This window comes from Streptomyces sp. NPDC085460, from assembly GCF_044541975.1.
In the GTDB taxonomy this organism is placed as follows: domain Bacteria; phylum Actinomycetota; class Actinomycetes; order Streptomycetales; family Streptomycetaceae; genus Streptomyces.
Genome location: NZ_JBITTO010000001.1, coordinates 809,252 through 821,027, shown reverse-complemented (window position 1 = coordinate 821,027; position 11,776 = coordinate 809,252). Strand labels below are relative to the sequence as shown.

General features: G+C 75.0%; 9 protein-coding genes. 2 read left to right on the top strand and 7 right to left on the bottom strand.

The genetic code is table 11. From position 1 onward, the window contains the following. Nucleotides 1–7 precede the first annotated feature (7 nt). Nucleotides 8–430: a hypothetical protein gene (locus tag ACIGHB_RS03495; RefSeq protein WP_399909159.1), complete on the bottom strand. Its 423-nt coding sequence runs from the start codon at nt 428–430 to the stop codon at nt 8–10. A gap of 326 nt (nt 431–756) precedes the next feature. Here ACIGHB_RS03495 and ACIGHB_RS03490 point away from each other — a divergent pair, with 326 nt between their 5' ends. After that, nucleotides 757–1,743 (top strand): MerR family transcriptional regulator, encoded by a 987-nt coding sequence (locus tag ACIGHB_RS03490; RefSeq protein WP_360319184.1) that lies wholly within the window; start codon nt 757–759, stop codon nt 1,741–1,743. Between the two features lie 42 nt (nt 1,744–1,785). Here the strand turns inward: ACIGHB_RS03490 and ACIGHB_RS03485 are convergent, their stop codons facing one another. The 5 genes from ACIGHB_RS03485 to ACIGHB_RS03465 form a co-directional block, all read right to left on the bottom strand. Then, nucleotides 1,786–2,475, bottom strand: a complete 690-nt coding sequence (locus tag ACIGHB_RS03485) for a sigma-70 family RNA polymerase sigma factor (protein ID WP_399909156.1) — start codon at nt 2,473–2,475, stop codon at nt 1,786–1,788. A 191-nt stretch (nt 2,476–2,666) separates the two neighbouring features. After that, complete coding sequence (locus tag ACIGHB_RS03480) at nt 2,667–4,040, bottom strand: cryptochrome/photolyase family protein (RefSeq protein WP_399909366.1); 1,374 nt, start codon at nt 4,038–4,040, stop codon at nt 2,667–2,669. Nucleotides 4,041–4,207: 167 nt separating this feature from the next. Next, a complete protein-coding gene (locus tag ACIGHB_RS03475) occupies nt 4,208–6,286 on the bottom strand; it encodes an MMPL family transporter (protein ID WP_399909154.1) in 2,079 nt (692 codons plus the stop codon). Nucleotides 6,287–6,323: 37 nt separating this feature from the next. Then, complete coding sequence (locus ACIGHB_RS03470) at nt 6,324–7,841, bottom strand: SDR family oxidoreductase (protein ID WP_360319178.1); 1,518 nt, start codon at nt 7,839–7,841, stop codon at nt 6,324–6,326. Between the two features lie 67 nt (nt 7,842–7,908). After that, nucleotides 7,909–8,487 carry a fasciclin domain-containing protein gene (locus tag ACIGHB_RS03465; RefSeq protein ID WP_360319176.1) on the bottom strand — a complete coding sequence of 193 codons (579 nt, stop codon included), beginning with the start codon at nt 8,485–8,487 and terminating at the stop codon, nt 7,909–7,911. A 192-nt stretch (nt 8,488–8,679) separates the two neighbouring features. On the opposite strand from ACIGHB_RS03465, the gene ACIGHB_RS03460 reads away from it, so the two are divergent. Further along, entirely contained in the window at nt 8,680–11,052 is a 2,373-nt protein-coding gene (locus tag ACIGHB_RS03460; protein ID WP_399909152.1) for an ATP-binding cassette domain-containing protein, read from the top strand. Here the strand turns inward: ACIGHB_RS03460 and ACIGHB_RS03455 are convergent. Next, complete coding sequence (locus ACIGHB_RS03455; protein ID WP_399909150.1) at nt 11,049–11,729, bottom strand: DUF5701 family protein; 681 nt, start codon at nt 11,727–11,729, stop codon at nt 11,049–11,051. The two genes, ACIGHB_RS03460 and ACIGHB_RS03455, sit on opposite strands and share 4 nt — an antisense overlap. Between the last annotated feature and the right edge of the window lie 47 nt (nt 11,730–11,776).

The window sequence follows — 11,776 nt, the reverse complement described above, 5'->3', positions numbered from 1 at the left end:
GCGCCGGTCAGCAGCGGAAGACCTGGAGGGCGGAGGAGTCGTGGGCGGCGAGCGGTCTCGGCCGGGAGTCCGGGCCGCCGGTGCGGCCCGACGCCGGATCCGTGAACGGACCGGCGGCGCGGGTGACGAGCGGCTGGGGGCCCGGGGCGCCGGCGGGCGAGGGCACGGCCCGCCGGCGGTCGCCGTGGAGGACGGAGCCCCGGGGCGCGTCGGCCTCGCCGCCTCCGGTGTGCGCGGACTCGTACGCCGCGGCCGGCGCGGACTGCTGGACCCGGGGCTGCTGGAGCTGGGGCGCGGAGCCCGGGGAGGCGGGTCCTGAGGGGACGGCGAGGCCGCAGGCGCCGCAGACCAGGGCGAGGAGGAGCAGGAGGGTCGTGCGCAGGGCCCGGGGCGTACGGACGACGGTCAGGGGCCTACGGACGGACGGCATCGTGGACGCTCTCCTCCCTGATCCTCCGGTCGCACCCTCGTCGGAATTCACCAAAGCAAGCCCAAGGGCGGGTCAACGAAGAGTAATGCGCCCATGTGAACCGCACCCCGCAACACCCCTGCCGTACGAGGGTTTTCGAATGGAATCAGCCTCATGTTGACGCGAACGGGCGTGGTCGGCTCCCGCGGCAGCGCCGTCCGGGCGACCGGCCCGCCCCCGCGATCGGCGCGAGCGCCCGTGCTCGCGCCGCCCACGCGTCGCCTCGCGTCGCCCCTTGCGCGCCCTCGCATTGTTCGCGCATCGTTCTGGCGCCGTATGGTGGCGGTATGTCCGACGATGCGCACGAGATGACCACCGGTGCCCTGGCACGGCGCCTCGGGGTCTCCCCGACGACCGTGCGCTCCTGGGACCGGCGGTACGGGATCGGTCCCGCCGTGCGGGCGGACGGGCGGCACCGGCGGTGGGGGGCCGGTGACGTCGCGATGCTGGAGGAGATGTGCCGTCTCACCGCCTCGGGCGTCCCGCCGGCCGAGGCCGCGCGGGCCGCGCTCCGGGCACGCACCTCGGGTGCGCCGGCCTGGGACGACGTCCCGGCCTCGGGGCGGACGGCGCCGAGCGGGCTCCCGCTGGGCGACGTACGGCAGGAGTGCCGCGGACTCGCCCGCGCCGCGGTGCGCCTCGACGGCCCGGCCGTGGAGGGACTGCTCCAGGACGCCCTCGGGCGGTACGGCCTCGTCACCGGCTGGGAGGAGGTCCTGGTGCCGACGCTGCACGCGGTGGGACGGAAGTGGGAGTCGTCGGACGACCGGTACGTCGAGGTGGAGCACCTGCTGTCCTGGCACATCTCCACCGCGCTGCGGCGGGCCACCGTCACCGGCCCCGCCGGCGCCTCCTCCGGCCCCCCGGTGGTCCTCGCCTGCGTCCCGTCCGAACAGCACACCCTGCCGCTGGAGGCCCTGGCCGCCGGTCTCTGCGAACGGGGCCTGCCGATCCGGATGTTCGGCGCGGCCGTACCGGCGGAGGCCCTCGACGCCGCCGTCCGGCGGTCCGGTCCGGCCGCCGTCGCGCTCTGGTCACAGGCGCGGTCCACCGCCGACCACGCCCTGGCCCGGCACATCGCGGGGACGGCGTTCGGAGTGCGGGGGGCGCGTAGGACCCCGTTGGTGGTGCTGGCGGGCCCCGGCTGGCTGGGCCGGACCCCCGGTCCCGGCATGGTGCGGCCGTCCGGCCTGCGGGAGGCGCTCGGCGTCGTCTCCCGGCTGTACGCGGACGCGGCGGGGGCGGCGGGCGCGGCGGGGAGCGCCGGCGTCTGACGCGGCCCCTTCGCGCGGCCGTTTATGCGACCGGGACGGCGGTCAGCGGCCGGTGCCGGCGCCCGCGAGTTCGAGGCTGTGCCGCATGCGCTGGAGGCCGCGCCGGGCGTGGCTCTTGACCGTGCCGAGGGGCATGCCGGTGCGGTCGGCGATCTGGGTCTGGGTCAGATCGGCGAAGTAGGCGAGTTCCAGGACGTCGCGCTGGACGCGGGGCAGCCTGGACAGTTCCGCGGTGACGAGCATCCGGTCGAGGACCCTCTCGGGCTCCTCGTCCGCCCGGTCCTCGTGCTCCAGGGAGGCGCCGAGGGTCGCCGTGAGTTCGGTGCGGCGGGTGCGGGCGGTCAGGGCGTCGGCGATCTTGCGCCGGGTGATGCCGGTCAGCCAGGCCGGCAGGGTGCCCCGCTCGGGGCGGTAGTTGGCGCGGCCCCGCCAGGCGGCGACGAACACCTGCTGGGTGACGTCCTCCGCTTCGCGGGGGTCGCCCAGCGCTCGGGCCGCCAGGGTGTGGACCAGGCGCCCCCAGCGCCGGTAGGCGGCGGCCAGGCACTGCTCGTCGCCGGCGGCCAGGCCGCGGACCAGCCAGTCGTCGTCGGCCGGGACGGCGGAGACGACGGGAGGGTCAGGGGGGCCGGGGACGGCGGGGGCGGCGGGGGTGGCGGGGGCGGGGATGACGGAGACGGTGGGGGCGGGGACGGTGGGGGCGGGGTCCGTGGTCGTCCCGTGTGCGGTCATGACGCTTCCTCCTCCGCGTGGTGGCGCGCGTGTCCACCGGGTGTGGGGCCGCCGCCGCGGGGGCGGCGGCGCCGGGACCTGGGCGACCCCGTTCCCCTTCACCGTCCGGCCGACGCACCCCTCGCCACAACTCGCATCGTTTCCGCATCGATAAGGAAGCGCAGCATCGATAGGGAAGCCCAGGGGGCGGATCAGGCGGGTCCCCTCAGCCGCAGGAAGCGCTCCCGCGCCTCGGCGAGCTCGATCAGCGGGTCCGGGTAGTCGTAGGCGGCCCGGTCCAGCCCGGTGAGCCGCCAGGGCTCGTGGACGGCCGCCCCTTCCAGGCCCGCGAGTTCGGGGACCCAGCGGCGGACGTACGCGCCCTCGGGGTCGTACCGCTTGGCCTGCGCCACGGGGTTGAGGACGCGGTTCGGGCGGGTGTCCGTGCCCGTTCCCGCCACCCACTGCCAGTTGAGCTGGTTGTTCGCGACGTCCCCGTCCACCAGCAGGCCGAGGAAGTGACGCGCCCCCGCGCGCCAGTCGACGCAGAGCGTCTTCGACAGGAACGAGGCCGTGATCAGCCTGCCCCGGTTGTGCATCCACCCCTCGTGGGCGAGCTGGCGCATGGCGGCGTCGACGACGGGGTAGCCCGTGCGCCCCTCCCGCCAGGCGGCGAGGTCCGCCTCTGCGTCGGCGCCCTCCCGCCAGCGCCCCGGGCGGGAGCGGTAGTCGGCCCCGGCCGCCTCGGGTCGCGCGGCCAGGACCTGGTGGTGGAAGTCGCGCCAGCAGAGCTGCCGTACGAACGCGTCGGCGCCGGGCCCGCCCCGCTTGGCCGCCCGGTGCACGGCCTCGGTGGCGGAGACGGCACCGAAGTGGAGGTAGGGCGAGAGCCGGGAGGTGACGTCGCCGGCCAGGTCGTCGTGGCGTTCCTCGTACGTGTCGAGGTGGCCCGACAGCCACGCGCCGAGCCGCCTGCGTCCCTCGCTCTCCCCGCCCGGGGGGAGGGCCGGCGACACGTCCGCGACGTCGGAGCGCCGCGGAACGCGCTCGGAGGGCACGTCCGACGGGACGCTCAGCTTCCTGGGGGCGGCGAAGGGGGCGCGGAGCGGCTGGGCCGCCCAGCGCCGGTGGTAGGGCGTGAAGACGGCGAAGTGGTCCGATCCCTGCGGCAGGACGTCGCCGGGCGGGACGACGGTGACCACGCCGTCGTGCACGTACAGGCGCCGGCCGTCCTCCTCCAGCGCCTCGCGCAGCCGGGCCTCCCGCCGCCGGGCGAAGGCCGTCACCCCGGCGGCCATGTGGACCTCGTCGGCCTCCGTCCGCCGCACCAGGTCGCGTACTTCGGCCACCGTGTCGCCGTCGCGGACCACGAGCCGGCCACCGCGCTCCCTGAGCGCGTGGTCGAGGTCCCGCAGGCAGTCCGCGAGGAAGGCCAGCCGGTTCGGCGCGGCGAACCCGGCGCGGTCGACGGCCGGGTCGCGGACGAAGAGCGGGACCACCTCCTCCGCCGCCTGGGCGGCGGCCCTGAGCGGCGGATGGTCGTGGACCCTGAGGTCGGAGGTGTACAGAACGACGGCGACGGTCATCGCGCTCTCTCCCTGCTCGGCCCCGGTCACGTACGCGCGGGCGCCGTTCCGGGGCACCCGGACGGTACTCCTGCAACGGCGGTTCCCCGTTCTCCGGCGCGCCGGATGCGCGACCGTCCGGCGGACTCCCGGGGGCGGCCGGTCACCCGGCCGGCCGCCCCGTGGTGTCAGGGCCGGTGACGGAGCGCGCCCGGCCACCAGACCCGGGCGCCGATGTCCCGGACGAGCGCGGGGACCAGCAGCGAGCGGACGACGAGGGTGTCGAGCAGGACGCCGAAGGCGACGATGAAGGCGATCTGGACGAGGAACGCCAGCGGGATCACGCCGAGCGCCGCGAAGGTGGCGGCGAGGACGACACCGGCCGAGGTGATGACGCCCCCGGTGGCGACCAGTCCGCGGCGCAGGCCCTCGCGGGTGCCGTGCAGTTCCGTCTCCTCCCGCACCCGCGACATCAGGAAGATGTTGTAGTCGACGCCGAGGGCGACCAGGAAGACGAAGCCGTACAGGGGCACGGCGGCGTCGGTGCCGGTGAAGCCGAAGACGTGCTCGAAGACCAGGGCGGAGACGCCCAGCGTGGCGAGGAAGTTGAGGGCCACGGTGGCCACCAGGAGGACGGGCAGCAGCAGCGAGCGCAGCAGGCCGACCAGGATGACCAGGATGATCACCAGCACGACGGGCACGATGAGCTTCCGGTCCCGCTCGGCGGTGACCTGGGTGTCGTACTGCTGGGCGGTGGAGCCTCCGACGAGGGCGTCGGCGCCGGGGACGGCGTGCAGGGTGGTGCGCAGGGCGGCGACGGTCTCCTTGGCGGCGTCGGAGTCCGCGGCGTCCGTCAGGGTGACGTCGATCCGGACGCGCCCGTCGGCGACGAGCGGCCGCGCGGTGCCGGGGGTGGCGAAGAGGGTCGCCGAGTCGACGCCGTCGGCGTCCTCGGCGGCCGTGCGCACCCGCTCCGCCGCGTCCGCGTCGGCGATGACGACGGCCGGGTTGCCCGCGCCGCCGGGGAAGTGCTCGCTCAGCCGCTCCTGGGCGGCGACGGAGGGGGCGTCCTTGACGAAGATCTCGTCGAAGGGGACGCCCTTGGAGTCGAGCGTGAGGGAGAAGGCGGCGCAGGCCAGCAGGGCGGCGAGGGAGCCGGCCCAGACCTTGCGCGGGGCGCGGTCGACGAGGGCGGCGATCTTCCGCCAGACCGGGTGGGCCGCCTCGCCGTCCGGCGTGGCCTTCGGACGGGCGGGCCAGTACGCGGCGCGGCCGAGCAGCACCAGGACGGCGGGGAGGAACGTCACCGCGCTCAGGACGGCGCAGACGATGCCGATGGCTCCGACGGGGCCGAGCGCGCGGTTGTTGGTGAGGTCGCTGAAGAGCAGGGCGAGCAGGCCGAGCGCGACCGTGGCGGCGCTGGCCACGATCGGGCCGAAGGACTGCTTGAGGGCGGCGCGCATGGCCGGCACCTTCGCGCCCTCGCGCGCGGCCAGCTCCTCCCGGTAGCGGGCGGCCAGCAGCAGGGCGTAGTCGGTGGCCGCGCCGATGACCAGGATCGACAGGATGCCCTGGACCTGGCCGTCGACGCGGACGACGTCGTGGTCGGCGAGGACGTAGACGACGGCGCAGGCCAGGCCGAGGGCGAAGACGGCGCCGAGGATGATCAGCAGCGGCAGCAGGACGCTCCGGTAGACCAGGAGCAGGATCACCAGGACCGTGACCAGGGCGACCATCAGGAGCAGGCCGTCGATGCCCGCGAACGCGTCGCCGAGGTCGGCCTGGGTCGCGGCGGGGCCCGCCAGCCACGTCTCCGTGCCGGGCACGGCGGAGGCGGCGGACTCGATCCGCTCCAGCGTCGCGGGCAGTTCGTCGCCGAGGTCGGGGCGGAGCTGGACGACGCCGCGCAGGGCCTCGCCGTCCTCGGAGGGGAGGGCGGGCGACGGTACGCCGACGACTCCCTCGGCGCCCCGGAGGGAGGCGAGGGCCTGGGTGGCGGCCGACCGGGCGGCGGGGTCGACGGGGCCGCCGCCGTCGGCGGTCCAGACGACCAGGGCCGGCAGGGTCTCCTCCTGGCGGAACGCCTCCTGGGCCTGGAGGACCCGGGTGGACTCGGCGCTGCGCGGCAGGAAGGCGGCCTGGTCGTTGGTGGCCACCTCGCCGAGCTTCCCCGCGTAGGGGCCGAGCCCGCCTCCGACGGCGAGCCAGACGACGAGCACCAGCAGGGGCAACAGCCTGGTCACCCAGCGCGCGGGTGTGGACGACATGGAGGACTCCCCAGATTTATCTCAGTCATCAACTATCTCAATGATCGAGAGACATTGAACCACGAGCCGTCTCGGCGGTCCGCGCGATGTTCCTGGCCATGCCGCCGAAGACGACGGAGTGGAAGGGCGCCACGCCCCACCAGTACGCCTGCCCGGCGAGGCCCCTGGGGTGGAAGAGGGCCCGCTGGCGGTACGAGGTCCGGCCCCGCTCGTCCTTCTCGACGGCCATCTCCAGCCAGGCGAGCCCCGGCAGGCGCATCTCGGCGCGGAGCCTCAGCAGGCGCCCGCGGTCGATCGCCTCGACGCGCCAGAAGTCCAGCGCGTCGCCGACCCGGAGGCGCTGCGCGTCCCTGCGGCCGCGGCGCAGGCCCACTCCCCCGGCGAGCCGGTCCGCCCACCCGCGGACGGCCCAGGCCAGCGGGAAGGAGTACCAGCCGTTCTCGCCGCCGACGCCCTCGATGACCCGCCACAGCGCCTCGGGGCTCGCTTCGACGGTGCGGGAGCGCTCGTCCGCGTAGAGGCTGCCGCCCGCCCAGTCCGGGTCGGTCGGCAGCGGGTCGCTCGGCGCGCCGGGCGGCGAGGCGGTGGACCAGCGGGTGTCGACCCGGGCCTCGCGCACGCGGCGGAGGGCGAGGCGCAGCGCCTCGTCGAAGGCGATCGGCCGGCCGGGGACGTCGGGGACGTACGCGGTGATGTCGCGCTCGGCGCAGACCACCTCGTGGCGGAGCGATTCGGTGAGGGGTCGGGCCAGCGAGGCGGGCACGGGGGTGACGAGGCCGATCCACTGGCTGGACAGCCGCGGGGTGAGGACCGGTACGGGGACGATGAGGCGCTTGCGGAGCCCCCCGATCCGCGCGTACCGCATCATCATCTCGCGGTACGTGAGGACGTCGGGGCCGCCGACGTCGAAGGCCCGGTTCACGTCGGCGGGCATGCCGGCGCTTCCCACCAGGTAGCGGAGCACGTCGCGGACGGCGATGGGCTGGACCCGGGTGCCGACCCAGCTGGGGGTGACCATGACGGGGAGCCGCTCGGTGAGGTAGCGGAGCATCTCGAAGGAGGCCGAGCCGGAGCCGATGACGACGGCGGCCCGCAGGACGGTGGTGGGGACGCCGGAGTCGAGGAGGATGCGGCCCACCTCGGTGCGGGAGCGCAGGTGGGGCGAGAGCTCGTCCTCCGGCACTCCGCGCGGGGTCAGGCCGCCCAGGTAGACGAGGCGTCTCACGGCCGCCGAGGCCGCCTCGGCGGCGACGTTGCGGGCGGCGCGCCGGTCGGCGTCCTCGAAGCGGGCCGTCGAGCCCATCGAGTGGACGAGGTAGTACGCGACGTCGGCGCCGGCGAACGCGTCGCGCAGGCTCTCGGCGACGGTGACGTCGCCGCGTACGGTCTCCACCCGGTCCGCCCAGGGGAAGTCGCGGAGCTTCTCCGGGTGCCGGGCGAGACAGCGCACGCGGTACCCGGCGTCGAGCAGTTCCGGGACGAGGCGGCCCCCGATGTAGCCGCTCGCGCCGGTGACGAGGCAGAGCGGGGCCGCGGACGACGCGGAGGTGGTCATGTGGTGTTCCCTTTCGCGGATGCGGCTCAGGGACCCGGCCGCGGCCGGGTCCCTGTCCAGGCGTCCCTCACTTCGGCATGAGCACGGTGTCGATGACGTGCACAGTGGCATTGGACGTCTCCACGTCGCCGCAGACGATGGAGGCGGTGTCGTTCACCTTGTACGTGTCGCCCGACCCGGCGGTGGTCAGCGTGCCGCCCTGGAGGGTCTCGAACGAGCCGTCGGCGAGGTCCGCCTTCTCCACCGGTTCGTCCACCACGTGGTAGGTGAGGATCTTGGTGAGCGTCGCCTTGTCGGCGAGGACCTTGTCCAGATCGGCCTTCGGGATCTTGGCGAAGGCGTCGTTCGTCGGTGCGAAGACCGTGATGTCCTCGGCGTCGTTCAGGGTGTCGACCAGACCGGCCTTCTGTACGGCGGCGGCCAGCGTCGACAGTTCGGGGTTGTTCGAGGCGGCGGTCGCCACCGGGTCGTCGGCCATGCCCGCGACCGAGCCCTCGCCCTCCTTCGGTACCGAGGCGCAGCCCGGACCGAAGGGGGCTTCGACGACGTCGGCGGACGCCGGCGGGGCGAGGGCCCCGAGCGAGACCGCGAGGGCCGCGGCGGCCAGGGCGGCGGGGACACGGCGCCGGTTGCGCGTGGTGTTCATGAGCTCTCCTCCCACCGGCCGGATGCCGAGGCCCCTCGGCCGTGGATCGGTTGACCTCTCACCACGACATTCCGCCGGGAGGGGCCGTTCGGATGGGATCGACGCCACTTTTTTCTTCGGGGCCGCGTCCCGCCCGGGGCGGGGAGCGCGCCCCGGACCGGCAGAGAACCGGATATTGGATAAAATCTCCGAATGCTGGATCCCGTCTCCGACCCCGACCGCTTCGTCCGTGTCCGCGGCGCCCGCGAGCACAACCTGAAGGGCGTGGACGTCGACATCCCCCGCGACACGCTCACCGTCTTCACCGGCGTCTCCGGCTCCGGGAAGTCCTCGCTCGCCTTCGGGACGGTCTACGCGGAGGCCCAGCGCCGCTACTTCGAGTCCGTCGCGCCCTACGCCCGCCGGCTCATCCACCAGATCGGCGCGCCGAAGGTCGGGGAGATCACCGGACTGCCCCCGGCGGTCTCCCTCGAACAGCGCCGCGCCGCCCCGAGCGCCCGCTCCTCCGTCGGCACGGTCACCACCCTGTCGAACTCGCTGCGCATGCTCTACTCCCGCGCCGGCGACCACCCCGCCGGGGCGCCCCGCCTCGACTCCGACGCCTTCTCCCCCAACACGGCGGCCGGCGCCTGCCCGTCCTGCCACGGTCTCGGCCGGATCCACGAGACCAGCGAGGAGCTGCTCGTCCCCGACCCCGGCCTGTCGATCCGCGAGGGCGCCGTCGCCTCCTGGCCGGGCGCCTGGCAGGGCAAGAACCTCAGGGACGTCCTCGACGCCCTCGGCTACGACGTGGACCGGCCCTGGCGCGAGCTGGACCCGAAGGACCGGGAGTGGATCCTCTTCACCGACGAACAGCCGGTCGTCACCGTCCACCCGGTCCGGGAGGCCGGCCGCATCCAGCGCCCGTACCAGGGCACGTACACCGGCGCCCGACGGCTCGTCCTGCGCACCTACTCCGACTCCAGGAGCACCGCGCTGCGGGCGAAGGCGGAACGCTTCCTCACCAGCGCCCCCTGCCCGGTCTGCGGCGGCACACGGCTGCGCCCGGAGGCGCTGGCCGTCACCTTCGCCGGCCGGACCATCGCCGAACTGGCGGCGCTGCCGCTGACCGAACTGGCCGAGGTGCTGGCCCCGGCCGCCGCTCCCGGCTCCCCGGAGACCGCCCGCGTCCTCGCCGAGGACCTGCTCGCCCGGATCGCCACCGTCACCGAACTCGGACTCGGTTACCTCGGCCTGGACCGCGCCACCCCCACCCTGTCCACCGGCGAGCTCCAGCGGCTGCGGCTCGCCACCCAGCTGCGGTCCGGCCTCTTCGGCGTCGTGTACGTGCTCGACGAACCGTCCGCCGGCCTGCACCCGGCCGACACCGAGGCCCTGCTCGTGGTCCTCGACCGGCTGAAGGCGGCCGGCAACACGGTCTTCGTCGTCGAGCACCACCTCGACGTGGTCCGGCACGCCGACTGGCTCGTGGACGTCGGCCCGCGCGCCGGCGAGCACGGCGGCCGGGTCCTGCACAGCGGACCGCCCGAACTCCTCGCGCGCGTCGAGGAGTCGGCCACCCGCCGGTTCCTCTTCGACCCCGCCCCGGTGCCCGAACGGCCGCCCCTCGCACCCGAGGCGTGGCTGCGGACGGGACCCGTCACCCGGCACAACCTGCGCGGCGTGGACGCGGCCTTCCCCCGGGGCGCCCTCACCGCCGTCACCGGCGTCTCGGGCTCCGGCAAGTCCACACTCGTCGGCGCGCTGACCGGCGAAACGGAAGGCGTGGGACGGCTGGTGACGGTGGACCAGAAGCCCATCGGCCGCACCCCGCGCTCCAACCTGGCCACCTACACCGGCCTCTTCGACGTGGTGCGCAAGCTCTTCGCGGGGACCGAGGAGGCCAGGGCCCGGGGCCACAAGGCCGGGCGCTTCTCCTTCAACGTGCCCGGCGGCCGGTGCGAGACCTGCCAGGGCGAGGGGTTCGTCTCGGTGGAACTGCTGTTCCTGCCGAGCACGTACGCGCCCTGCCCGGACTGCCACGGCGCCCGCTACAACCCGGAGACCCTCCAGGTACGGCTGCGCGGGCTGAACATCTCCGAAGTCCTGGACCTGACCGTGGAGTCGGCGGCGGAGTTCTTCGCGGACGTGCCGGCGGCGGCCCGCAGCCTCACCACCCTCCTCGACGTCGGACTCGGCTATCTGCGGCTCGGCCAGCCCGCCACCGAGCTGTCCGGCGGCGAGGCCCAGCGCATCAAGCTCGCCTCCGAGCTCCAGCGCCCGCGCCGCGCGCACACCCTGTACGTCCTCGACGAGCCGACCACGGGGCTGCACCCGGCCGACGCCGAGGTGCTGGTACGCCAGTTGCGCGGTCTGGTGGACGGCGGCCACACGGTGGTCGTGGTGGAGCACGACATGGACGTCGCGGCCGGCGCGGACTGGGTGATCGACCTCGGCCCGGGCGGCGGAGGGGCCGGCGGCCGGATCGTCGCCGCGGGCCCCCCGGGCCGGGTGGCGCGGACGGCGGAGAGCCGCACCGCGCCCTACCTGGCCCGGGCCCTGGGCCTCGGAGGCGCGACCGCCTAGCCGTCGCGGCCGGTGGTCGAGCCGAAGCCGAGCCAGGTGTGGCGGTTGTTCCACCAGCACCAGCCGACCTTGGGGGCGCCCTTGCGCTCCTTGCCGTCCCGGCCGGTGCCGTTGCTGATCCAGATCGCCGGAGTGCGGGCGTCGAAGGCGCCGTTGGACTTCCGCAGGCGCGAACCGATCGTCATGAAGCACTTGTTGCGCTCCAGGACCTCGGGCCGCTGGAGCAGCCAGTGGATGCCCTCGGTGAGGACGAGCGGCGTCCGGCCGACCGCGGTGAGCGCCGGCAGGGCCTCCTCGGGGCTCCAGTTGCCCATGTGGTCGCCCCGGTCCAGGCCGTGGACGAGGTAGAACGGTCCGCCGGGAAGCTCCACGCCCTGCGGGGTGAAGGCGTCCACGTCCTCCATGTCGACCACGAGGAACCCGGGCTTGTCCGCGAGGCGGAGCAGCGGCGCGAGGGCCGAGGCGGGCGCGGCGTCCGGGTGGACGGCCAGCAGGGAGCCGGCGGGGGCGCCGACGGCGGCCTTCTCGGCGAAGGCCCGGAGCTCACCGGCGTCGATGCCGGTGAGGGCGGGCACCCCGAGGTCGATCAGCCGCTCGGCCTGGTCGGCGAGGGACGGCAGCGGGAACGCGCTGGTGTAGGCGTCGGCGGACGGGAGGGTGGGCTGTGCGTCGGGCAAGGCTCTCCTCTGGGGGGATGATCTCGGCCCGGGGAGAACGGCCCGGG

Excerpts from the sequence above, each read along its gene's own strand:
- ACIGHB_RS03495 (WP_399909159.1), bottom strand. The coding sequence starts at position 430 with ATGCCGTCCGTCCGTAGGCCCCTGACCGTCGTCCGTACGCCCCGGGCC.
- ACIGHB_RS03490 (WP_360319184.1), top strand. The coding sequence starts at position 757 with ATGTCCGACGATGCGCACGAGATGACCACCGGTGCCCTGGCACGGCGC.
- ACIGHB_RS03485 (WP_399909156.1), bottom strand. The coding sequence starts at position 2,475 with ATGACCGCACACGGGACGACCACGGACCCCGCCCCCACCGTCCCCGCC.
- ACIGHB_RS03480 (WP_399909366.1), bottom strand. The coding sequence starts at position 4,040 with ATGACCGTCGCCGTCGTTCTGTACACCTCCGACCTCAGGGTCCACGAC.
- ACIGHB_RS03475 (WP_399909154.1), bottom strand. The coding sequence starts at position 6,286 with ATGTCGTCCACACCCGCGCGCTGGGTGACCAGGCTGTTGCCCCTGCTG.
- ACIGHB_RS03470 (WP_360319178.1), bottom strand. The coding sequence starts at position 7,841 with ATGACCACCTCCGCGTCGTCCGCGGCCCCGCTCTGCCTCGTCACCGGC.
- ACIGHB_RS03465 (WP_360319176.1), bottom strand. The coding sequence starts at position 8,487 with ATGAACACCACGCGCAACCGGCGCCGTGTCCCCGCCGCCCTGGCCGCC.
- ACIGHB_RS03460 (WP_399909152.1), top strand. The coding sequence starts at position 8,680 with ATGCTGGATCCCGTCTCCGACCCCGACCGCTTCGTCCGTGTCCGCGGC.